At 71.4% G+C, this 22861-nt stretch carries 17 protein-coding genes and 1 pseudogene; 6 read left to right on the top strand and 12 right to left on the bottom strand.

Features of this window, described 5'->3' with window-relative positions:
- Nucleotides 1–69: 69 nt before the first annotated feature.
- The 7 genes from ACY0PA_RS12785 to ACY0PA_RS12755 all read right to left on the bottom strand — a co-directional run bounded on the left by ACY0PA_RS12785 (nt 70) and on the right by ACY0PA_RS12755 (nt 8348).
- Entirely contained in the window at nt 70–906 is an 837-nt protein-coding gene (locus ACY0PA_RS12785) for an HpcH/HpaI aldolase/citrate lyase family protein (protein ID WP_473084736.1), read from the bottom strand.
- On the bottom strand, nt 903–2111 hold the full coding sequence (locus ACY0PA_RS12780) for a CaiB/BaiF CoA transferase family protein (protein ID WP_473084735.1): 1209 nt from the start codon (nt 2109–2111) through the stop codon (nt 903–905). Before ACY0PA_RS12780 ends, ACY0PA_RS12785 begins: the two co-directional genes overlap by 4 nt.
- Nucleotides 2108–3523, bottom strand: a complete 1416-nt coding sequence (locus ACY0PA_RS12775) for an ADP-ribosylglycohydrolase family protein (RefSeq protein ID WP_473084734.1) — start codon at nt 3521–3523, stop codon at nt 2108–2110. The genes ACY0PA_RS12780 and ACY0PA_RS12775 overlap by 4 nt, the downstream gene beginning before the upstream one ends.
- Entirely contained in the window at nt 3523–4734 is a 1212-nt protein-coding gene (locus tag ACY0PA_RS12770; RefSeq protein WP_473084733.1) for an ADP-ribosylglycohydrolase family protein, read from the bottom strand. The genes ACY0PA_RS12775 and ACY0PA_RS12770 overlap by 1 nt, the downstream gene beginning before the upstream one ends.
- Nucleotides 4731–5930 (bottom strand): ADP-ribosylglycohydrolase family protein, encoded by a 1200-nt coding sequence (locus ACY0PA_RS12765; protein ID WP_473084732.1) that lies wholly within the window; start codon nt 5928–5930, stop codon nt 4731–4733. Before ACY0PA_RS12765 ends, ACY0PA_RS12770 begins: the two co-directional genes overlap by 4 nt.
- A gap of 127 nt (nt 5931–6057) precedes the next feature.
- Nucleotides 6058–7275, bottom strand: a complete 1218-nt coding sequence (locus tag ACY0PA_RS12760; RefSeq protein WP_473084731.1) for an ADP-ribosylglycohydrolase family protein — start codon at nt 7273–7275, stop codon at nt 6058–6060.
- Nucleotides 7272–8348 carry a LacI family DNA-binding transcriptional regulator gene (locus ACY0PA_RS12755; RefSeq protein WP_473084730.1) on the bottom strand — a complete coding sequence of 359 codons (1077 nt, stop codon included), beginning with the start codon at nt 8346–8348 and terminating at the stop codon, nt 7272–7274. Before ACY0PA_RS12755 ends, ACY0PA_RS12760 begins: the two co-directional genes overlap by 4 nt.
- A 273-nt stretch (nt 8349–8621) precedes the next feature.
- Between ACY0PA_RS12755 and ACY0PA_RS12750 the strand changes: the two genes are divergently transcribed.
- The 3 genes from ACY0PA_RS12750 (at nt 8622) to ACY0PA_RS12740 (ending at nt 15756) form a co-directional block, all read left to right on the top strand.
- On the top strand, nt 8622–9353 hold the full coding sequence (locus ACY0PA_RS12750) for a VIT1/CCC1 transporter family protein (protein ID WP_384680302.1): 732 nt from the start codon (nt 8622–8624) through the stop codon (nt 9351–9353).
- A 345-nt stretch (nt 9354–9698) separates the two neighbouring features.
- Nucleotides 9699–14303 carry a glutamate synthase large subunit gene (gene gltB / locus ACY0PA_RS12745; RefSeq protein ID WP_473084729.1) on the top strand — a complete coding sequence of 1535 codons (4605 nt, stop codon included), beginning with the start codon at nt 9699–9701 and terminating at the stop codon, nt 14301–14303.
- Nucleotides 14296–15756, top strand: a complete 1461-nt coding sequence (locus ACY0PA_RS12740) for a glutamate synthase subunit beta (protein WP_473084728.1) — start codon at nt 14296–14298, stop codon at nt 15754–15756. The genes gltB and ACY0PA_RS12740 overlap by 8 nt, the downstream gene beginning before the upstream one ends.
- 396 nt (nt 15757–16152) lie before the next feature.
- Here ACY0PA_RS12740 and ACY0PA_RS12735 read toward each other — a convergent pair whose 3' ends face one another.
- Both ACY0PA_RS12735 and ACY0PA_RS12730 read right to left on the bottom strand, forming a co-directional pair.
- Nucleotides 16153–17058 (bottom strand): chitosanase, encoded by a 906-nt coding sequence (locus tag ACY0PA_RS12735; RefSeq protein ID WP_473084727.1) that lies wholly within the window; start codon nt 17056–17058, stop codon nt 16153–16155.
- A 79-nt stretch (nt 17059–17137) separates the two neighbouring features.
- Nucleotides 17138–17791 (bottom strand): annotated as a pseudogene (locus ACY0PA_RS12730) (rhomboid family intramembrane serine protease); the annotation flags it as partial.
- A 124-nt stretch (nt 17792–17915) separates the two neighbouring features.
- Between ACY0PA_RS12730 and ACY0PA_RS12725 the strand changes: the two are divergent.
- Nucleotides 17916–18494 (top strand): HutD/Ves family protein, encoded by a 579-nt coding sequence (locus tag ACY0PA_RS12725; RefSeq protein WP_473084726.1) that lies wholly within the window; start codon nt 17916–17918, stop codon nt 18492–18494.
- A 295-nt stretch (nt 18495–18789) separates the two neighbouring features.
- On the opposite strand, the gene ACY0PA_RS12720 is transcribed toward ACY0PA_RS12725, so the two are convergent.
- From ACY0PA_RS12720 to ACY0PA_RS12710, 3 genes are read right to left on the bottom strand one after another with little or no spacing between them, the layout of a single operon-like run.
- Nucleotides 18790–19767 carry an acyl-CoA dehydrogenase family protein gene (locus ACY0PA_RS12720; protein WP_473084725.1) on the bottom strand — a complete coding sequence of 326 codons (978 nt, stop codon included), beginning with the start codon at nt 19765–19767 and terminating at the stop codon, nt 18790–18792.
- Nucleotides 19767–20912, bottom strand: a complete 1146-nt coding sequence (locus tag ACY0PA_RS12715; protein WP_473084724.1) for an acyl-CoA dehydrogenase family protein — start codon at nt 20910–20912, stop codon at nt 19767–19769. Before ACY0PA_RS12715 ends, ACY0PA_RS12720 begins: the two co-directional genes overlap by 1 nt.
- Nucleotides 20912–21814, bottom strand: coding sequence for an enoyl-CoA hydratase (locus tag ACY0PA_RS12710; RefSeq protein WP_473084723.1), 903 nt, complete (start codon nt 21812–21814; stop codon nt 20912–20914). Before ACY0PA_RS12710 ends, ACY0PA_RS12715 begins: the two co-directional genes overlap by 1 nt.
- A gap of 47 nt (nt 21815–21861) precedes the next feature.
- On the opposite strand from ACY0PA_RS12710, the gene ACY0PA_RS12705 reads away from it, so the two are divergent.
- Together ACY0PA_RS12705 and ACY0PA_RS12700 are read left to right on the top strand one after the other, a co-directional pair.
- Entirely contained in the window at nt 21862–22071 is a 210-nt protein-coding gene (locus ACY0PA_RS12705) for an acyl-CoA dehydrogenase family protein (protein WP_473084722.1), read from the top strand.
- Entirely contained in the window at nt 22068–22853 is a 786-nt protein-coding gene (locus tag ACY0PA_RS12700) for an SDR family oxidoreductase (protein ID WP_473084721.1), read from the top strand. The genes ACY0PA_RS12705 and ACY0PA_RS12700 overlap by 4 nt, the downstream gene beginning before the upstream one ends.
- The last annotated feature ends 8 nt before the right edge of the window (nt 22854–22861 follow it).

Raw genomic sequence — 22861 nt, 5'->3', positions numbered from 1 at the left:
CCTCACCACCCGTACGTCGACGGGGGCGCCGGATCGCATCGATCCGGCGCCCCCGTCGCTCTGTCCGGGTCAGCCCCCGCGGCGGCGCGACGCCAGCGCAAGGACCCGGCGCGCGTCGGAGACGATCGCCGCGTCGACGAAGCGGCCGTCGGGCAGGGCCAGGGCCCCCGCCTCCGTGGAGGCGGCGCCGACGACCTCCGTCGCCGCGTCGACCTCCGCCGCCGTCGGCAGGAACGTCGCCTCGATGACGGGAAGCTGGCGGGGGTGGATCGCCATGCGGCCGAAGAAACCGAGCGCCCGGCCCTGCGAGCAGGAGCGGGCCAGGCCCACCGTGTCGCGGATGTCCGGATAGACGGACTGCGGCGGCGGGGGCAGCGCCGCGGCGCGCGCGGCGACCACCGCCCGCCCCCGTGGCCACGCCAGACCCTCGCCGTTCGCCAGGCCGAGCTCCGCCCGCAGATCCGACTCGCCCAGCGCGATGCCGCGTACGCCGGGATGCCGGGCGATCTCGTACGCGTGCTCGACGCCGAGCGCCGACTCCAGGAGGGCGTACAGGGGCGGCACCTCGACCGACCAGTCCGATACGCGGTCCAGGTCGGCGGGGCCGTGGACCTTGGGGAGGCGCAGGGCGCCGAGGCCGGGGAGCGGGGTGAGGCGTCTGACCTCGCACTCGGCGCGCGGGAGGTCCAGCGCGTTGACCCTCACGTGCACCGGCACCGGGTGCTTCTCGGCGAGGAGCTCGGCGGTCGCGTCGAGGGCGTACGTCTTGCGGTCGGGGGCGACCGCGTCCTCCAGGTCGATCAGGACCACGTCGGCGCCCGAGTCGAGCGCCTTCGCCACGACCTCCGGCCGGTCTCCCGGGGCGTAGAGCCAGGTCAGGAAGGTCTCGTAGGACTGGGCGGTCACAGCGCGCCCGCTTCGCGGAGGGCGGTGATCTCCGAGAGGGAGAGACCGAGGCCCGTGAGGATCTCGTCCGTGTCGGCGCCGTGGGGGCGGCCGGCCCACTTGATCGCGCCGGGGGTCTCGGAGAGGCGGAACAGCACGTTCTGCATCTTGACGGTGCCCAGCTCGGGGTCGGGCACCTCGGTGATCGAGTCGAGTGCCCGGTACTGCTCGTCCTCCATCACGTCGCGGATGTCGAAGACGGGGGCGATGGCGGCCTCCGCCTTCTCGAAGGCCGCGAGGACGTCGTCCCGCGAGTGCCGGGCGATCCAGGAGCCGACCGCAGCGTCGAGTTCGTCGGCGTGGCCCGCGCGGCCCGACCCCGTCTCGAACCACGGCTCGTCGATCAGCTCGGGGCGGCCGACCAGGCGCATCACGCGCTCGGCGATCGACTGGGCGGACGTGGAGACCGCCACCCACTTGTCGTCGCTCGTACGGTACGTGTTACGCGGGGCGTTGTTCGTGGAGCGGTTCCCCGTGCGCGGCTGAACGTAGCCGAGCTGGTCGTACCAGATGGGCTGCGGGCCGATGACGGTCAGCATCGGCTCGATGATCGCCATGTCGACGACCTGGCCCCGGCCCGTCCGCTCGCGGCCCTGGAGCGCGGCCATCACCGCGTACGACGTGGAGAGGGCGGCGATCGAGTCCGCGAGGCCGAACGGGGGGAGCGTCGGGGGGCCGTCGGGCTCGCCCGTGAGCGCCGAGAAGCCGCTCATCGCCTCGGCGAGCGTGCCGAAGCCGGGGCGGTGCGAGTACGGTCCGAACTGGCCGAAGCCGGTGACGCGGGTGAGCACCAGGCGCGGGTTGACGGCGCTCAGCTCCTCCCAGCCGAGGTTCCACTTCTCCAGGGTGCCGGGGCGGAAGTTCTCGATCAGGACGTCGGCGTCCGCGACCAGCTTGAGGAGGATCTCGCGCCCGCCCCGCGTGGAGAGGTCGAGCGTGATGTTCCGCTTGTTGCGGCCGAGGAGCTTCCACCACAGGCCGACGCCGTCCTTCGACGGACCGTGGCCACGGGACGGGTCCGGTTTACGGGGGTGCTCGACCTTGATCACGTCGGCGCCGAAGTCGCCCAGCATGGTGGCGGCGAGGGGGCCGGCGAAGAGGGTGGCGAGGTCGAGTACGCGTAGGCCTTGCAGGGGGGCGGGGGTGTCGGGCGTAGGGGATTTCATGTGCGGGCCTCCAGAGTGAGCCTGGCCAGTTCGTCGAAGCCGATCCCGTCGAAGTCGGCGACCGAGGTCGACAGACGGTTCTTGAGCGGGGCGGTCCAGCGGTCGTCGATCGCGTCGGGGGAGCCGGCGAGGAGTCCGGCGATCGAACCGGCCGTCGCGCCGTTGGAGTCGGTGTCCCAGCCACCCGACACCGCACGGCAGATGGACCCCGTGAAGTCGCCGTCGGCGTGGGTGAGCGCGGCGGCGAGCAGCGCCGCGTTGGGCAGGACGTGCACCCAGTGGTGGTCGTGGGCGTAACGGGCGTGGAGCGTGTCGACGACTGATGCGAAGCCCGCCGGGGTGCCGGTGGGTTCGGCGCGGGCCGTCTCGATGCCGAAGTGGATCGCTTGGGCGTAGCGGGAGTCGGGCGGGATGACGGAGAGGGCCGCGTCGAGGGTTGCCCGGATGGTGGGGGCCGTGCCCGAAGGCGCTGATGCGTGGGCGATGGCCGCCGCTACGAACATCTCGCCGTAGACGCCGTTCGCCGTGTGCGTCAACGTCGCGTCCCTGTGCGCCAGTTCGGCTGCTCTGACGGGGTCGCCCGGGTTCGTCCAGCCGAAGATGTCCGCACGGATCTGGGCGCCGATCCACTCCCGGAACGGGTTGTGGTGCACGGCCGTGTCCGGGGGCTCGATGCCGTCCAGGAGATTGCGGTACGCGACGCGCTCCGCGGTGAACGTGCGGCCCGCCGGCAACGCGTCGAGCCAGAGCCGCGCCACGTCCGCGGTGGTGAAGCCGGCGCCGTGGCGCTGGAGCAGGAGCAGGCCGAGGAGCGGGTAGTTGAGGTCGTCGTCCTCGGGCATGCCGTCGATGTTCTCGGCGAGGGAGGTGGGGCGGGAGCGGCGATTCCAGGGGTAGCGCTCCGCCACGTCCTGCGGGAGGTTCCGCTGCGTGAACCAGGTGTTCAGGGGCCAGTTGGACGTGGATTTCGCGATCGCCCGGATGCCGCGCAGGGGGAGTTTCTCGACGGGTTTGCCGAGGAGGCAGCCGACGGCTCTGCCCAGCCAGGATGCGTGCAGGCTTTTCGCTTCGGGGGTCTCTGGGGGCGCTGCCCCCAGGCCCCCGCGTTCCTTGTCCTCAAGCGCCGGACGGGCCGGGTGGGGGGTCAGCTGTTTGATTTCCGGCAAGGATGTCGGCTCAAGTGCCCTCAACGGGCTCTGTGCCGAGGCCAGTTCGTCCAGGAGGTGCCGTGCCAGGGATCGCAGCTTCGGGTCCTGGGGCGGTGGTGACGCTCCCGCGCGCTCGGGGGGCGGGTGGCCTCCTGCCTCGCGCCAGCGGCGCTCCACCCCGCTTGCGTTGCGGCCCTCCTGTGCCGCCTGGCGCAGCTCGTGGCCGAGCAGGTCCTCGGGCTGGACCCAGGTGAGGCGCAGCATCACGACCCCGCGGTGGCGGTGAGCTCTGCGAACGCCGCCTCGTGGGACCGGCGGCGGGTCATGTCCTTTGCGAAGACCTCACGCGCGACCCGGGCCAGTGAGGCCGCCGGCGTGTACAGGTCGAGCCTGCTCGCGCGGGCCACCTCCCCGCTCCACTCCCGCGGCACCGCCGGCTCCCCGTACAGCGCGCCCACGATCGCTCCGCTCATCGTCGCGATCGAGTCGCAGTCCCGGCCGTAGTTGACCGAACCGAGGACCGTGTGACGGAAGTCGCCCCGGCCGACCAGGAGCATCCCGAGCGCGATCGGCAGCTCCTCGATCGCGTGGAGGCGGGACGGGCGGCGCGCCCCGAGTGACGGCTTGCGGTAATCCGGGCCTACCGTGTCGAAGGGTGTGATCGCCTCGCGCAGCGGTCCCAGCGCGTCCTCGAAGTCCGTGTAGTCGCGCGCCACTTCGCATACCGCTTCGATCGCCGACCTCGTGCCGTCCTTCGCGAGCGCCAGCGCGTCCTCCACCACCGACTCCGGCGTCGCGCCCGGCCTGAACGCCGCGGCCACCGCTGCCGCGAAGACGCCCGCCGCCTCCCTGCCGTACGACGACTGGTGCGCGCCCGCCACGTCCAGCGCCTCCTCGTACGCCTTGGCCGGGTTGCCCGCGTTCACCGCTCCGACCGGAGCCATGTACATCGCCGCGCCGCAGTTCACGATGTTGCCCACGCCCGCCTCGCGCGGATCGACATGGCCGTAGTGGATGCGCGCCACGATCCACTTCTCCGCCAGGAAGATCCGTTGCAGCGGGAGCGCCTCCGCCTCCAGCTCCGGGATCCAGCGCGTGTTGGTGATCAGGTCGGGGACGAGGTGGTCCGCGACCGCGTACGCGTCCAGGTGGTCCCGTACGTTCTCGTAGACCCTGATCAGCGCGTGCGTCATCAAGGTGTCGTCCGTGACGTGACCGTCGCCCTTGTGGTACGGGGCGATCGGGCGCGCCGTACGCCAGTCGTCCTTGTGGAACGGCTCCACGATGCCGCGGACCCGGCCGCCGTGGCGCTCCGCGATCGCCTCCGGCGTCCAGCCCTCCACGGGGCCGCCCAGCGCGTCGCCCACCGCCGCGCCCACGAGGGCTCCTGTGGTGCGGTCCTCCAGGGAGAAGGGGGTTGAGGCTGAGTTCTGAGTGCGGGCAGGTGTGGGGCCGGCTGTTGTGGGGGTTGTCATCGGGCGCCTTTCGGTGTGGTTGCCCTGGTCAGGTCTGCTGCGATGGCTACGAGGTCCGTTCCTGCCAGGCGCGGCAGCGCGCAGCCCGCGAGCCTGCGGCAGGCGTCCCGCCAGCTCGCCGGGAGCGTGTCGGCTCCGCCGATCGCGCCCGTCAGCGCGCCCGCCAGCGCCGGGGCCGAGTCCGCCACCCGCGAGAGGCACGCCGCCGTGGGCACCGCCTCCGTCACGTCGCCGGCGGCCGCGGTCGCCACGGCCAGGGCCACCGGGACCGTTTCCGCTGCCGCGATGCCGTAGCTGTAGACGTGGTCGACGATCTCGTGCTCCAGGACCGGGACCAGCGCGAACGCGTTTCCCGGCAGGCCCGGGCGGGCCGCGGCCGCCCTTCGCGCCAGGTCCACCGCCTGCAGCGCGTTGCGGCGGATCTCGGTGCCCTCGGGCAGCTGGGCCAGCGCCGCGTCCACGCAGGCGTCGACCGGGGCGCCGCCCAGCGCTGCCGCTACGGCTGCCGCCATCGCTCTCGCGCCGTGGACTCCGTCGCCGTCCTGGGTGTAGCGGGCGTCGAACTCCGCCAGTTCCGCGGCCAGTTCGGGGTCGCCCGGGTGGACCACGGCCAGTACCGCGGCGCGTACACAGGCCGCGTCGTCGAAGTAGTGCGGGTTGTCGTGTCCTGTGGCCGGGGGGCTCAGGCCCGCCGCCAGGTTGCCCAGGCCCGCTCTTACGGAGATGCGTGCCCGCATCGGCATGCGCGCCGACTCGATCTCGTCCGCTCGGGCCGTTGCTTCGGCCACCTCGGCGGCGAGGGTGTTCCAGGCGAGGGCCAGTGCCGCGCGTACGTGTTCGTCCGGGGGAACGTTCGTGCTTCGGGCTCCCGCCTCGGTGGCGTTCAGGATCGACGCCGCCGTGAACGCCGCCCACTCCGCGTCGTCCGACGGGCCCAGGCGCAGGGGTTCCGGGGGTTGGTTCAGCGCGATCGGTACGGGGAGTGTCGTCGTCGCGTTCTGCTCCGCGAACGTGTCCAGTTCTCGGGTCAGGCGGCGGGTCCAGTCGGGGAGGCGGGCCGCGCGGTGTCTGCCTGAGGGCCAGCCCGCGGCGTCGCCTGCGGCGATGCCCAGTAGGAGGCCCTCGATCCGGTGGGGGGTGGTGGGGGTTCCGGTGGTGCGGGGGGTTGTCTGGGCGGTGACGGTTGGTGGCGGCATGTTGTGCTGGCCTCTCTGGGGGCGGGTGCCCCTTGTCGGGTGCTCCTGCTCGCGCCGGTGGGGGGTGCGGGGCCGGGCCGGTATGTCCGTCCTCGCTTGGATGGTTCGGCGTTGGATCTCGTAGGCGTCAGTTGTGTGTGCCGGCTCCGGGCGGACATACCGGCCCGGCCCCTTCCGTTCGGTCGCGGGTGCCGCTGTTCTGGGGCCGGGGGCCCTGAGTGCTTGTACGTGGATGGGTGCGGGGGTCACGGTGTGGCGGTTTGGGCGGGAGGGGCGGTGTGGGGGTCAATCTGCCGGCGATGTCCAGGATGTGACGTCCCTTCATCGACGGGAGGCAGCTGCCCCGGACCGGGCCGATGGTCGTCGCCCAGTCGGCGGGGATCGTTCGTTCGCCGCGAAGCGCGCCGGCCAGGGCGCCCGCCACCGCGGCCGTCGTGTCCGCGTCGCGGCCCATGTTCACCGCCATCAGGACCGACTCCCTGAACTCGCCCCGGGCCGCCGCGAACGCTCCGAAGGCCAGGCCCACCGCCTCCGGGGCCAGGTCCGGCCAGGGGTAGCCGCCGACCACCACGGCCCGGCGTACCGCTCGCTCCATGGAGAGTTGCGTGCCCTCGGCGTCGCGGCGGGCGCTGCGGGCCGCCGCCACCGCGCGGTGCAGGGAGCGCGCTGTCCAGGAGTCCTCGGGGACCACGGACAGGGCTGCCTGGACGACTGTGTCCGGGTTGTGGCTCACCATGGCCGCCGCGACCCCGGCCGCCACCGCCCGGCCTCCGTGGATGCCCTCCCCGTCGTGCGACACCGTGCCGTCCACCGCTACGAGGCGTGCCGCCTCCGCCGGGCGGCCCGCCGCGTACACCCCGAACGGGGCCGCCCGCATGGCCAGTCCGTCGCTCCACGCGTGGCGGTGCTGCGCCGAGATGGGTGCCGCCAGGCCCCGGCGCAGGTTCTCCAGGGTTCCTCTCTCGCTGAAGCCCGCGCCTCGGAACGGGCCCTCGTCGCGGTCGGCGATCCATGTGTGCCAGGCCGCCTCGACATGTCCCACGGTGAGCGCCGAACCGTGCTCCGCCAGGAGGAGGCCGGAGAAGATCGCGTACTCGGTGTCGTCCGTGCCCGCCGGGTCCGGCGAGACGAACCCCTCGATACGGCCCCATCGTTCGCGGATCTGCGACGGCTTCATGTTCTCCGCGGGCGCGCCGAGCGCGTCGCCCACCGCGAGGCCGAGCAGCGCTCCGCGGGCACGGTCCCGCAGGGAGATCGTGGCAGGCGGCTGGCGGTGCGGGACCGTGCCGAGCCTTCGCGGACCTTCCGCGCCCGCCGAAGGACCGGGGCCGAGGCTGACGCTCATGGCGTGTTCGGGCTCTGCGAGGTGCGGTGGGCGCTCATGTGGACCTCGTGGTTCTCGGTCGGTGCTGTGGATGCGCGGACCACCAGGCGGGGTGGTGCCGTGGCCGTGGTGCCGCGGGGGGTCGGGGCCGTGCCGTCCAGGCGTTCCACCAGGAGTTCGGCCGCTCGCCGCCCGCGTTCTGTCGAGCCCAGGTCGACGCTGGTCAGCGGGGGCCACACGGATCGGGCGAGCACGCTGTCGTCCATCCCCGCGACCGCTACGTCCTGCGGTATGCGCAGGCCCCGCGAGTGCAGCGCGCGGGCCGCGCCGAGCGCCAGCTGGTCGTTGGCGCAGAAGACGGCGTCGGGGCGCCGGGCGAGCAGTTCCGCGGCAGCCCGGGCCCCCGCCTCGATGCCGAATCCGGTCTCGACGACCAGCGTGTCGTCGTATACGAGTCCGCACTCGGCGAGAGCCGCGCGGTAGCCCTCCTCGCGGCTCTGGCCGGGGACCGTGTCGGAGGGGCCGTTGATGAACGCGATGCGGCGGCGGCCGGTGTCGTGCAAATGGCGTACGGCCAGGGCCGCGCCCGTCACCGAGTCGGCGCGGACGCTGTCCACGGGCACCCCGGACGGCAGGGATCCCATGACCACGACGGGGCCCGCCGCGCAGGTCAGCGCCTCGATGTGGTCGTCGGTGATGCGGATGGGGCAGATGATCAGGCCGTCGCTGGTGCGGTCGCCGAGGCTGCGCAGGACGGCCAGTTCGTCGTCGACGACCGCGTCCGTGGAGTGCAGGAGCAGGCGGTAGCCATGGTTCTTGGTGACGCCCTGGACGGCGCGGACCATCGCCACGTAGGCCGGATTGCCGATGTCCGGCAGCGCGAACGTGAGCTGCCGGGTCCTGCCGTCCTTGAGGGAGCGGGCCACGGCGTTGGGTACGTAGCCGAGCTCCGACGCGGCGCGCTCCACCCGTTCGACGGTCTCCCGCCGCGCGCCCAGACCGTTGAGGACGCGGGAGACCGAGGCGATGGAGACCCCGGCCCGCCGCGCGATCGACACGATCGTCGGCTGGCCGCCGCCCGGCACCGGAGACATGGGTTCGCTCCTCACCGCATGTGGAAACGTTTACAGGTGTTGCGGCGATGTTTCCCCCGTCCGTCAACGCTCCGATCATGTGATCCATCTCTCGGGTGACGGCGAGGGCCGTTCGAGCGGGTGGGCAAAGCGGTCGAAAGCCCTGGTAAGTACGGCCTTCCTTGCTGGCGGGAGCCCGAATCCGTGCGTACTTTCGAAGCTGTTGAGGGGGGAGTCCGGGCCCGCGGGAACGCTGCGTGGCATCGGCTCCGTACGAGAGGAGCACTGGGCGGGATGGCCATCATCGAGACCGAAGCGACGCTGCACGACGCGCACCGCGACAACCACACGCACCGCGACGTCAACGGTGGCTGGCTGCGCCCCGCGGTGTTCGGCGCGATGGACGGGCTCGTCTCGAACCTCGCCCTGATGACCGGTGTCGCGGGCGGCGCCGTGTCGCAGCAGACGATCATCATCACGGGGCTCTCCGGCCTGGCCGCAGGCGCCTTCTCCATGGCCGCCGGCGAGTACACCTCCGTCGCCTCCCAGCGCGAGCTGGTCGAGGCCGAACTCGACGTCGAGCGACGGGAGTTGAGGAAGCACCCCGCGGACGAGGAGCGGGAGCTCGCCGACCTCTACATGTCGCGCGGCGTGGAGCCCGACCTCGCCCGCGAAGTCGCGCGCCAGCTCTCGAAGGACCCCGAGCAGGCTCTTGAGATCCACGCGCGCGAGGAGCTGGGCATCGACCCGGGCGACCTGCCGTCGCCGACGGTCGCCGCCGTCTCCTCCTTCGGGTCCTTCGCGCTCGGCGCCCTGCTTCCGCTGCTGCCCTATCTGCTGGGTGCGAGCGCCCTGTGGCCCGCGGTCCTGCTCGCGCTCATCGGCCTCTTCGCCTGTGGGGCGATCGTGGCCAAGGTGACGGCGCGGTCCTGGTGGTTCAGCGGGGTGCGCCAGCTGGCTCTCGGTGGCGCCGCGGCGGGTGTGACGTATCTCCTGGGCAACCTGTTCGGTACGGCCGTAGGATGACGACCCAGTGATGGCTATACAGGCCTCTGTATAAGTAGCCGTTACTCGGCGGTTTCGATTGCTTAACGGCGGGGCATGAGCCGTAAGCGCTGCGGGCAATGACGCCCGCCTCGCTCATGGACCCGCGGACATCGATCTGCCCGTGAAGGTCCCCTATGACGCCGCCGCTCCGTCACCGGGAGCGGCACCCACCGCCACCGCGGTGTCCGCATGTTGGAACATAGTGTCCGGTTCCCGAGAACCGATCCATCATGTAACTTGTTCGAAATTTGCACCCCCAGCAGAGGGCCAACGTCGTCCCTCGGCAGATGTCATATGCCACGAAAATCGACGACGGGAGAGCCGATGCGCACGCCGCGCCAGCCGTCCCAGCACTCCATGAACCAGCCGTTCATGGATGCTCGCCCTGCCGCCCAGGGCATGTACGACCCCCGCAACGAGCACGACGCCTGCGGCGTCGGCTTCGTGGCCACCCTCACCGGCGAGGCGAGCCACGCGCTGGTCGAACAGGCGCTCACGGTTCTGCGCAACCTGGAGCACCGAGGTGCCACCGGTTCCGAGCCCGACTCGGGTGACGGAGCGGGCATCCTGTCCCAGGTCCCGGACGCCTTCCTGCGTGCCGCGGTCTCCTTCGATCTGCCCGACGCCGGCGCGTACGCGGTCGGCATCGCCTTCCTGCCCGTCGACGAGGCCGACAACGCCGCCGCCGTCTCACAGATCGAGACGATCGCCGCCGCGGAGGGCCTCACCGTCCTCGGCTGGCGCGAGGTGCCGGTCGCCCCGCAGCTCCTCGGCGCCACCGCCCGCTCGACGATGCCGGCCTTCCGTCAGATCTTCGTCGCGGACGCCGACGGCACCACTGCTTCTTGTCGGGGCATCGCGCTCGACCGCAAGGCCTTCGTCCTGCGCAAGCGCGCCGAGCGCGAGGCCGGCGTGTACTTCCCGTCGCTCTCCGCCCGCACCATCGTCTACAAGGGCATGCTGACCACCGGCCAGCTGGAGCCCTTCTTCCCCGACCTGTCGGACCGCCGATTCGCATCTGCGATCGCGCTCGTCCACTCGCGGTTCTCCACGAACACCTTCCCGAGCTGGCCGCTCGCGCACCCGTACCGCTTCGTCGCGCACAACGGTGAGATCAACACGGTCAAGGGCAACCGGAACTGGATGAAGGCGCGCGAGTCGCAGCTCGCCTCCGACCTGTTCGGCGCCGAGGACCTGTCGCGGATCTTCCCCGTCTGCACGCCCGACGCCTCGGACTCGGCCTCCTTCGACGAGGTGCTCGAACTGCTGCACCTCGGCGGCCGCTCCCTGCCGCACAGCGTCCTGATGATGATCCCGGAGGCCTGGGAGAACCACGCCTCCATGGCGGCCGACCGCCGCGCCTTCTACCAGTTCCACTCCGCGATGATGGAGCCCTGGGACGGCCCGGCGTGCGTGACCTTCACGGACGGTACGCAGGTGGGTGCCGTTCTCGACCGCAACGGTCTGCGCCCCGGCCGCTACTGGGTCACCGACGAGGGCCTCGTCGTCCTCGGCTCCGAGGTCGGCGTCCTCGACATCGACCCCGCGAAGGTCGTCCGCAAGGGCCGCCTCCAGCCCGGCAAGATGTTCCTCGTCGACACCGCCGAGCACCGCATCATCGAGGACGACGAGATCAAGGCCGGCCTGGCCGGCGAGCAGCCGTACGCCGAGTGGCTGGAGGCCGGTGAGATCGAGCTCGAGGACCTCCCCGAGCGCGAGCACATCGTCCACACCCACGCCTCGGTCACCCGCCGCCAGCAGACCTTCGGCTACACCGAGGAAGAGCTGCGCGTCATCCTCACGCCGATGGCCAAGACCGGCGGTGAGCCGCTCGGCTCCATGGGCACGGACTCGCCGATCGCGGCGCTCTCCGCCCGCCCGCGGCTGATCTTCGACTACTTCACCCAGCTGTTCGCGCAGGTCACGAACCCGCCGCTGGACGCCATCCGCGAGGAGCTGGTCACCTCGCTGCGCTCCACCCTCGGCCCGCAGGGCAACCTGCTCGAGCCGGGCGCGGCCTCCTGCCGTTCGGTCACCCTGCCCTTCCCGGTGATCGACAACGACGAGCTGGCCAAGCTCATCCACATCAACGCCGACGGCGACATGCCCGGCATGAAGGCCGCGACCCTGTCCGGCCTGTACCGGGTCTCCGGCGGCGGCGACGCGCTCGCCGCCCGCATCGAGGAGATCTGCGCCGAGGCCGACGCCGCCATAGAGGCCGGCGCCCGCCTGATCGTGCTCTCCGACCGGCACTCCGACGCCGAGCACGCGCCGATCCCGTCGCTCCTGCTCACCGCGGCCGTCCACCACCACCTCATCCGTACGAAGCAGCGCACCGAGGTGGGCCTGCTCGTCGAGGCGGGCGATGTGCGCGAGGTCCACCACGTGGCCCTCCTCATCGGCTTCGGCGCCGCGGCCGTCAACCCGTACCTGGCGATGGAGTCCGTCGAGGACCTGGTCCGCGCGGGTACGTTCCTGCCCGGCATCGAGGCCGAGCAGGCGATCCGTAACCTGATCTACGCGCTCGGTAAGGGCGTCCTCAAGGTCATGTCCAAGATGGGCATCTCGACCGTCGCCTCCTACCGCGGCGCCCAGGTCTTCGAGGCCGTCGGCCTCGACGAGGCCTTCGTCGAGAAGTACTTCAACGGCACGGCGACGAAGATCGGCGGCGCCGGTCTCGACGTCATCGCCCAGGAGGTCGCCGCCCGCCACGCGAAGGCGTACCCGGCGAGCGGCATCGCGCCCGCGCACCGCGCCCTCGACATCGGCGGCGAGTACCAGTGGCGCCGCGAGGGCGAGCCGCACCTGTTCGACCCGGAGACGGTCTTCCGCCTCCAGCACGCGACGCGGGGCCGCCGCTACGACATCTTCAAGAAGTACACGGGCCGTGTGAACGAGCAGTCGGAGCGTCTGATGACGCTGCGCGGCCTCTTCGGCTTCAAGAGCGACCGTGAAGCGATCTCCATCGACGAGGTCGAGCCGGTCAGCGAGATCGTCAAGCGGTTCTCCACGGGCGCCATGTCGTACGGCTCCATCTCCAAGGAGGCGCACGAGACCCTCGCCATCGCCATGAACCAGCTGGGCGCCAAGTCCAACACCGGTGAGGGCGGCGAGGACGCGGACCGTCTGTACGACCCGGCGCGCCGCTCCAGCATCAAGCAGGTCGCCTCCGGCCGCTTCGGTGTCACGAGCGAGTACCTGGTCAACGCGGACGACATCCAGATCAAGATGGCGCAGGGCGCCAAGCCCGGCGAGGGCGGCCAGCTGCCCGGCCACAAGGTCTACCCGTGGGTCGCCAAGACGCGTCACTCGACGCCGGGTGTCGGCCTCATCTCGCCGCCGCCGCACCACGACATCTACTCCATCGAGGACCTGGCCCAGCTGATCCACGACCTCAAGAACGCGAACCCGCAGGCGCGGATTCACGTGAAGCTGGTCTCCGAGGTCGGCGTCGGCACGGTCGCCGCGGGTGTCTCCAAGGCGCATGCCGACGTGGTGCTCATCTCCGGCCACGACGGCGGTACGGGCGCATCCCCGCTCACCTCCCTCAAGCACGCCGGCGGTCCCTGGGAGCTCGGTCTCGCCGAGACCCAGCAGACCCTGCTGCTCAACGGCCTGCGCGACCGCATCGTCGTCCAGACCGACGGCCAGCTGAAGACCGGCCGCGACGTCGTCATCGCCGCGCTGCTCGGCGCCGAGGAGTTCGGTTTCGCGACCGCGCCGCTCGTCGTCTCCGGCTGCGTCATGATGCGTGTCTGCCACCTGGACACCTGCCCGGTCGGCATCGCCACGCAGAACCCCGTTCTGCGCGAGCGGTTCTCCGGCAAGGCCGAGTACATCGTGAACTTCTTCCAGTTCATCGCCGAAGAGGTCCGCGAGCTGCTCGCCGAGCTCGGCTTCCGCACCATCGAGGAGGCCGTCGGCCACGCCGAACTCCTCGACACCGAGCGGGCCGTGGACCACTGGAAGGCGCAGGGCCTCGACCTCGAGCCCCTCTTCTACGTCCCCGAGCTGCCCGAGGGCGCGGTGCGCCACCAGGTGATCACTCAGGACCACGGCCTGGAGAAGGCCCTGGACAACGAGCTGATCAAGCTGGCCGCCGACGCGCTCGACGCGAACGCCCAGGCCGACGCCCAGCCGGTCCGCGCCCAGGTCGCGATCCGCAACATCAACCGCACGGTCGGCACCATGCTCGGCCACGAGGTGACGAAGAAGTTCGGTGGCGCGGGCCTGCCCGACGACACCATCGACATCACCTTCACCGGCTCCGCGGGCCAGTCGTTCGGCGCGTTCGTGCCGCGCGGTGTGACCCTGCGCCTGGAGGGCGACGCCAACGACTACGTCGGCAAGGGCCTGTCCGGCGGCCGCATCGTGGTCCGCCCGGACCGCGGCGCCGACCACCTCGCCGAGTACTCCACGATCGCGGGCAACACGATCGCGTACGGTGCGACGGGCGGCGAGCTGTTCCTGCGCGGCCGCACCGGCGAGCGCTTCTGCGTCCGCAACTCGGGTGCGACGGTCGTCTCGGAGGGTGTGGGCGACCACGGCTGCGAGTACATGACCGGTGGCCGCGCGGTCGTCCTCGGCGAGACCGGACGCAACTTCGCGGCCGGCATGTCCGGCGGCATCGCGTACGTCATCGACCTGGACCGCGACAACGTCAACTCCGGGAACCTGTCGGCCGTCGAGCCCCTCGACGACACCGACAAGCAGTGGCTGCACGACGTCGTGCGCCGCCACGCGGAGGAGACCGGCTCGACGGTCGCCGAAAAGCTCCTCGCGGAGTGGCCGGCGGCGGTGGACCGCTTCAGCAAGATCATCCCCAGCACGTACAAGGCAGTGCTCGCCGCCAAGGACGCCGCCGAGCGAGCCGGACTCTCCGAGTCCGAGACCACCGAGAAGATGATGGAGGCGGCGACCAATGGCTGATCCCAAGGGCTTTCTCAACCATGGCCGCGAGGTCGCCAAGACCCGTCCGGTCGGCGAGCGCGTGCGGGACTGGAACGAGGTCTACGTTCCCGGCTCCCTGCTCCCCATCATCAGCAAGCAGGCGTCCCGCTGCATGGACTGCGGCATCCCGTTCTGCCACAACGGCTGTCCGCTCGGGAACCTGATCCCCGAGTGGAACGACTACGCGTACCGCGAGGACTGGTCGGCGGCGCAGGAGCGGCTGCACGCCACCAACAACTTCCCGGAGTTCACCGGCCGCCTCTGCCCGGCGCCCTGTGAGTCGGCGTGCGTGCTCGGCATCAACCAGCCGGCAGTCACCATCAAGAACGTCGAGGTCTCGATCATCGACCAGGCGTGGGACCGCGGCGATGTCGCGCCCCAGGCCCCGGAGCGCCTCTCCGGCAAGACCGTCGCCGTCATCGGCTCGGGCCCGGCGGGCCTCGCCGCCGCCCAGCAGCTGACGCGGGCCGGTCACACGGTCGCCGTCTACGAGCGCGCCGACCGCATCGGCGGCCTGCTCCGCTACGGCATCCCCGAGTTCAAGATGGAGAAGCGCCACATCAACCGCCGCATCGAGCAGATGCGCGCGGAGGGCACCAAGTTCCGTACGGGCGTGGAGATCGGCCGCGACATAGACGCCGCGAAGCTGCGCAAGCGCTACGACGCCGTGGTCATCGCCGCCGGTGCCACGACCGCACGCGACCTGCCGGTCCCGGGGCGTGAGCTCAAGGGCGTCTACCAGGCGATGGAGTACCTGCCCCTGGCCAACAAGGTCCAGGAGGGCGACTACGTCACCACGCCCGTCTCCGCCGAGGGCAAGCACGTCGTCGTCATCGGCGGCGGCGACACCGGCGCGGACTGCGTGGGCACCGCCCACCGGCAGGGCGCGGCCTCGGTCACGCAGCTGGAGATCATGCCGCGGCCCGGCGAGGAGCGGAATGCGGGCCAGCCCTGGCCGACGTTCCCCATGCTCTACAAGGTGACGTCCGCGCACGAGGAGGGCGGCGAGCGGGTCTACTCCGTCTCGACCACCCACTTCGAGGGCGACGAGGACGGCAACGTCCAGCACCTGCACCTCATCGAGGTGGAGTTCGTCGACGGCAAGCTGACGCAGAAGCCGGGCACGGAGCGAAAGATCCCCGCCCAGCTCGTCACGCTCGCGATGGGTTTCACGGGCACGGACCAGGACAACGGCCTCGTCTCCCAGTTCGCCCTGGACCTCGACGCCCGCGGCAACGTGGCGCGCGACGACGAGTTCCAGACCAACGTCCCCGGCGTCTTCGTCGCCGGTGACGCGGGCCGCGGCCAGTCGCTCATCGTGTGGGCCATCGCGGAGGGCCGCTCGGCCGCCCGCGGGGTCGACCGCTTCCTGACCGGTGCCAGCGAACTGCCGGCCCCGATCCGCCCGACGGACCGCTCCCTGACCGTCTGACCGACACGACGGTGGCCTGACGGCCCCTCAAAAGACGTCCCGTACAAAGGCGTACGGAACTGAACACGGCGCCCGCCCCACTGTCCCCGACCGGACGACTGGGCGGGCGCCGTGGCGCGCCCGCCCTCTGGTGCCGGTCGCGCGTGACACCGTGCGGCAGCCCGCACACCCGGCCAGGGTTCGTCGCCCGGCCACAAGAACGGCCCACCGACCGAACTGTCCTGCGCCGTCGGGCTGCCGGGTCGCAGATGGAGCCGGGTGGCGGCCCGGCGCAGCGCGACCAGCTCGGGGAAGGCCGCTTCGACGTCGACGGGGCGGGGCGGGGATGGTGCGCGGCATGGCCGGGCTCCCAGAGGGTCGGCAGCAGATGGGTATTCCCGTCGCCGCTGCCGGCGGTTACGGCACCCGGAACGTTTCCCCGTACACCTTCCACGTCAGTGGCGTCTTCAGGGTCAGGTTGCCGTCGTAGAGGAACTGGCGCTGCGCCGTGTCGATGCGGGTGGTGTCGCGGTGCGGCTTCTTCGCCTTCATCGCCGTGCGGCGCACGTCGAGGAAGATGTCGAGGTACGCCTTCTCCTTGCCGCCCTGCGCCGGGGTGTCCGCCTCCCGCATGGCCTTCTCGCGCAGGCCGTAGAAGCCGCTCGGGGCCGTGCCGGGGCCGTGCAGGACCATCGCGTCGTAGTAGACGAACTGGCCGAGCGTGCCCAGGCCGTCGAGCTTGGCGAGGCGGACGGCCGGGTCGAAGTAGACGCGGTCGCGCTCGGAGTTCTGGGCGGCGCGGAAGGCTGGGTCGGACGCCTCCTTCTTCCACGCGGCGGTGAAGCCGGGGTCGAGGCCCTCGTGGGAGTCCGTGCCGTCGACCTTGCGCAGGGCGGGCAGATAGCGGGCGAGGCCGTTGTCCGGGCGGGCCTTCGTGTACCGCTCGACGAGGGTGAGCAGGTCGTGCGTGCCGGTGCAGAAGCCGATGATCCCGGCCGTGTAGCCCTGCCCGTCCTCGATGTCCTCGATGTAGCCGTACTGGCCGCGCCAGTCGAGCGTCGAGTTCTCCGCGCTGGCCACGATCTGCTGGGCAAGGTCCTTCTTCGCGGGCGCGGCGAGGCCGGGCGGCAGGTCGGCGATGGCGTCGTCGTCGGCCTGCTTCTCCGCGGCGGCCTTGGCTGCCGCGGCGTCCTCGGCGGACTGACGCGACGTGGACGAGCCGTGCGAGCCGCCCTTGCCGTCGTCGTGCCCCGGCGTGAAGAGGAACACCGCGACCGTGGCGACCGGAGCCACGGCCAGGAGTAGGCAGCCTGCGCGTTTCATGCGGCTCAGATTACGTGGCGGACGCAGGGAGCAGGAGCAGGAGCAGGAGCAGGAGCGGGCGAAGTAACGGCCCGTCCCTCTACGGCTGCTTGAGGAGCGTCAGCGCCACAAGGAGCACGAGCAGGGCCGCGCACGCCGAGCCCTGTACCAGGGTGCGGCGGGCGCGGGGCGCGCACGCGAGGGCGAGGGTGGCCGCGCCGCCCGTGAGCAGGCCGCCCAAGTGGCCCTGCCAGGAGGCGAATCCGGCCGAGATCAGCATCCACAGCAGGAAGTACGCCATGAACCGGTTGACGCCGCTCATGTCCGGGCCCAGACGCCGCGCCATCACGTAGTACGCGGCGCCGAGCCCGAAGATCGCGCCCGACGCGCCGACCGTGAGGGTGCCCGGGGCGATCAGGTAGACGAGCACGGAGCTGCCGAACGCGGACAGGACATGGACGGCGAGATAGCGGACGCGGCCCAGCTGTGTCTCGACGACACGGCCGAGGTTCCACAGCGAGTACATGGTGAACAGGATGTGCAGGATCCCGAAGACGCCCTCGGTGGCCGGCATATGGAGGAACGCGCCGGTGATCATCCGGTACCACTCGCCCGCCACCACCCCCTCCGCGTGGAAGCCGGCCGGGAACCCGTCCTGGTACACGTAATGCCCGCCGTCAGGGCCGACGAGCCCCGCGCCCAGCATCCCGAAGCGGTCCACGACGGCCGGGCGCAGCAGCTCGGCGAGGTAGGCCCGCCCGCCCTGCTCCTCGGCCCCCCACCTGAACACAGACAACGCCTCGCCGCCGGCCTGGACCTCACCCCAGTGACGTAACCTCTGCACTCCCGCCACACCCCAGCACCATCGGAGCCGCCCCATGCCCGGGACCACTGACAACGGCGTACGACTGCTGCCCGCAGCGGAGCGAACCGCCGCGGCCTGGAAGAACGGCGGCGGGGTCACCCGCAACATCGCGGCGTCGCCGCCGGACGCGGGGACGGACGAGTTCGTGTGGCGGGTGAGCCTCGCGGACGTAGCGGGCGACGGCCCGTTCTCCGCGTTCCCCGACGTCGACCGAACCCTGACGATGGTCGAGGGCGCCGGCATGGAACTGACGCTCGGCGGCGACCGCAGAACCGTGGACGAGCGCTACGCACCGCAAGACTTCCGGGGCGACGTACCCACCGACTGCCGCCTCATCGACGGCCCGGTGGTGAACTTCAACGTCATGTGGCGCAGAGGAGCGGGCACGCCCCCGTCGGTAGCAGTGGTCCGCGGCCGCCTGACGATCACCGGCAAGGCCCTGGTCGTAGCACTGGACGACGAGGGCGCGGTGGTCGCAGGGCGCGCGCTGGGCCGCTACGACGCCGCGCTGATGAACGCGGCCACCGCCGCCGCCCCACTGCACGCCATGGGCCGCACGGCCGTAGTCACATTCGCTGAGCCAACGCCCTGATCATCCGCGTAAGAGACGGGCGCACGCGAGAGGAAGCCCCACCGGCCCGCAGCCGCCCCCCGACGGGAGGGGGCGTGGCGGGATGTGCGCGCGGAGCCACGTGCGGGAGCGGTCGGGCCCACGTTCCGATGCTCAGAACCCACAGAACAACGAGCACGTACAAACTGGCGCGTCCCCGCACCCACGAACGGCGGGACGCAGCAGGCACGGCGCCGCACGCTGAACGGCGAGTGCCCTCCACGACCGAGGCCGCGAGGCGCACCGAACCAGAACCGAACCGGCCCTCAGAGCGCGGTCAGCCGCCAACCCCCTGCGCCAGCACCCGGGCCCGGCAAGCCGCAGGCGCCCCCCACGCGTCCCGCAGCGGTCGGGCCTTGCGCAGCCACAGCGACAGGTCCAGCTCCTGCGTGTACCCGATGGCCCCATGCAGCTGGAGCGCAGCCCGCGCCGCCGCGTAAGAAGCCTCACCCGCCGCAACCTTCGCCGCGGCGATGTCCCCGGGCGCCATCGAGAGCGCCGCCCCGAACACCAGCGGCCGCGCGAACTCCAGCCCCGTGAGCGCGTCCGCGAGCCGGTGCTTCACGGCCTGGAAGGATCCGATGGGTGCGCCGAACTGGGTGCGTTGCGTGACGTATTCGACGGTCCGGTGCAGCAGGCAGAGCCCCACACCGAGCGACTGCGCGGCAGTGAGAAACGCGGCAAGATCCACAGCCCGCGCGGCAGCGTCCCGCACCTCCGGCCCCCGCGCGAGCAGCGTCCCACCCTCCGCAGCCGGCGCGTAGAGCCGGCGCGCAGGATCGGCGGACGGCAACAGAGGCCCGTGGTCGCCGGAGACGAGCCGCAGCTCGTCACCGCAGACGACGAAGACGGCATCGGCGGAATCGGCATCGAGGACGTACGACGAGTCCACGCCCAGGGACACCACCACATCCCCGGAGGCAATCCCGGGAAGCCACTCCTTGCCGGCATCGGGCAGGCAGCCCAGCAGCCGAGCAACGGCAGCGGTCTCCACCACAGGCCCGGGCACTCCATGCCGCCCCAACTCCACATAGGAGACGGCCAGTTCGACGGGCAGGAATCCGGCCCCGTCATAGACCTCCGGAACGCCGAGCGCAAAGACCCCCGTCCCACCCAGCCGCGACCACAAAGCCCGTCCGGGGCCGTGATCGCCGGACGACCAGGCCCGGATCACCGTGGGCGTATCCGCCGCGCCCAGCAACCGATCGAGCGTGCGCCCGAACTCGGCCTGCTCCGTATCGAGGAGGAACCTCATCAGCGCCGTCCCTTCGGCAGGCCGAGCAGCCGCTCGGCGATGATGTCGCGCTGGATCTCATTGGTGCCCGCATAAATGGGCCCGGCGAGCGAGAAGACATACCCCTCACCCCACCCACCGCGGTCATCGGCCAACTCGCCATCGGAGCCGAGCAGATCGAGCGCGGTCTCATGCAGAGCGATGTCGTACTCCGACCAGAACACCTTGTTCAGACTGGACTCGGCCCCGATCGTCTGACCGGCAGCGAACCGCGACGCATTGGCGTACGTGAACAACTGATACGCCCGCGCCCCGATCAAGGCATCGGCAACGCGATCGCGCATCCCGGCATCCTCCCCCCGCTCCACCCACAGCCGTACGAGCCGATCGGCGGCGGCAAGGAAGCGCCCGGGCGACCGGAGCGTGAGCCCCCGCTCGTTCCCCGTAGTCGACATAGCGATACGCCACCCGTTGCCCGGCTCACCGATGACGTCCTCGTCAGGCACGAAGACCCGGTCGAGGAACAGCTCGGCGAACGCCGGCTTCCCGTCGAGCCGCCCGATAGGCCGCACGGTCACCCCGGGCGCCCGCAGGTCGAACATCAGATAGGTCAGCCCCTGATGGGGCTTGGGCGCGTCAGGATCCGTACGGAAGATCCCGAAGGCCCGGTCGGCGAAGGCGGCCCGCGATGACCAGGTCTTCTGCCCGGACAGCAGCCAGCCCCCCTCCGTGCGCACGGCCCTGGACCTGAGGGACGCCAGGTCGGACCCGGCCTCCGGCTCGGACCAGGCCTGCGCCCAGATCGTCTCGCCGCTTGCCATGGAGGGCAGCACCCGGGCCCGCTGCTCAGGTGTGCCGTGGTCGAAGAGGGTCGGCGCAAGCAGGTTGATGCCGTTCTGCGAGACACGCCCAGGGGCGCCCCCGGCGTAGTACTCCTCCTCGAAGAGCAGCCACGAAAAGATGTCGGCGCCCCGCCCCCCGTACTCCTCGGGCCAGGACACCACCGACCAGCGGCCGGCGTGAAGCCGCGCCTCCCACGCGCGATGCGCGGCGAACCCTTCCTCGGTCTCAAGTGAAGGCAGCGGCTCGCCGGGAACATGCCCGGCGAGCCACTCACGGGCCTCGGCGCGGAACGCGTCCTCGGCGGGCGTGAAGTCGAGGTCCATCAGGCGTTCGCCTCCTTCATCGCGCGTACGTCCATGCCGCCGAGGGAGTCCTTCGCGGTCTCCGCGTTGTGCGCGTGGGCGAGGTGGTGCAGGCCGAACACGGAGTCCATGCCGGCGTGCAGGCCCTGAAGGTCCTCGGCCTGGTTCACCGCCCGCTTGGTGAGGGCGAGCCCGAGCCGCGGCATCTCGGCGACGCGCAGTGCCAACTCATCGGCCGCCCCGGCGAGTTCGCTGCGCGGGACGACGCGGTTGACCATCCCCACCTCGTACGCCCGCCGGGCGGTCATCCGGTCGCCGGTGAACAGGAACTCCTTGGCGACGCGAGGCGGCATCACCCACGGGTGCGCGAAGTACTCGACGCCGGGGATCCCCATGCGCACGACGGGGTCGGCGAAGAACGCGTCGTCGGAGGCCACGATCAGGTCGCAGACCCAGGCGAGCATGAGCCCGCCCGCCACACACGCCCCGTGGACCGAGGCGATCACCGGCTTCGGCAGCTCGCGCCAGCGCCGGCACATGCCGAGGTACACCTCCGACTCGCGGGCGAACCGCGATTCGGCGCCCTGCTTGTCGGAGTGGTCCCACCAGAGCCCGGCCCGCCGCTCGAAGGGCAGATGCGCGTCCCGCTCCGGGGTGCCGATGTCGTGCCCCGCGGAGAAGTGGTCACCCGCGCCGGCGAGGACCACGACCTTGACGTCGGGGTCGTCGGCCGCGCGGTAGAAAGCGGCGTCCAGGGCGTAGGTCATCGCCGAGTTCTGCGCGTTGCGGTACCGCGGACGGTTCATCGTCACGTACGCGACCGGTCCGCGGCGCTCGTACAGAACCGGCTCAGGACCCTCGGACGGGACGGGCTCGGGACCCTCGTGCGGGGCGGGTTCAGGACTGTCGTGGGCTGCGGGCATCGGAAACATCCTTCCCTAACAAGTGTTTGGTAGGTTAACGTACGTCCATGAGCAGCGTCGAGGAGTTTCGCGCCGAGATCCGGGCCCGGCTCGCGGACCATCTCGTGGGGGAGTTCGCCGAGTTGAGGGGCCGCGGCGGGCCGGGCCGGCTGTTCGTCTTCTCCCGCGCCGACACCATCTACGCCGGATCCGACGAGATCCAGAAGAACATCGTCGCCGAGCGCCTGCTCGGCCTGCCCAAGGAGGCGCGGGTATGAGCGCGAAGCCCGAGTACGTGCCGGGCCACGGCCTGCTGAAGGGGCGCACGGCCGTCATCACGGCGGCCGCCGGAGCCGGGATCGGCGGCGCGACGGCACGCAAGTTCCTCGAAGAGGGCGCCCGTGTCCTCATCAGTGACGCGCATGCCCGCAGGCTCAAGGAGAGCGAACGGGCGCTCGCCGACGAGTTCGGCGCGGCGAGCGTCGTCTCACTGCCCTGCGACGTCACCGACGAGGAACAGGTCGGCGCCCTGTTCGCGCTGGCCGCCGAAACGCACGGCGGCCTGGACATCGTGGTCAACAACGCCGGTCTCGGTGGCACTTCGAACCTCGTCGACATGACGGACGACCAGTGGTCCCGCGTCCTCGACGTCACCCTGAACGGCACGTTCCGGTGCACGAGAGCCGCCCTGCGCGCCTTCCGCGACTCAGGCCGCCACGGCGTCGTCGTGAACAACGCGTCCGTCGTCGGCTGGCGCGCCCAGGCCGGACAGGCCCACTACGCCGCCGCCAAGGCCGGCGTCATGGCCCTCACCCGGTGCGCCGCCGTCGAGGCCGCCGAGTACGGAGTCCGGGTCAACGCGGTCTCGCCCAGCCTCGCCATGCACCCCCACCTCGTGAAGGTCACCTCCGCCGAACTCCTCGCCGAACTCACCGAGAAGGAGGCCTTCGGCCGGTACGCGGAGCCCTGGGAAGTCGCCAACGTGATCGTGTTCCTGGCGTCCGGCTACTCCTCGTACATGACGGGCGAGACCGTCTCCGTCAGCAGCCAGCATGCGTAGCGCCGCGC

The sequence above is a fragment of the Streptomyces sp. DS1-CR2 genome, assembly GCF_055760475.1.
The sequence above is the reverse complement of the archived record's forward strand: the minus strand, read 5'-3'. Positions and strand labels throughout refer to the sequence as shown.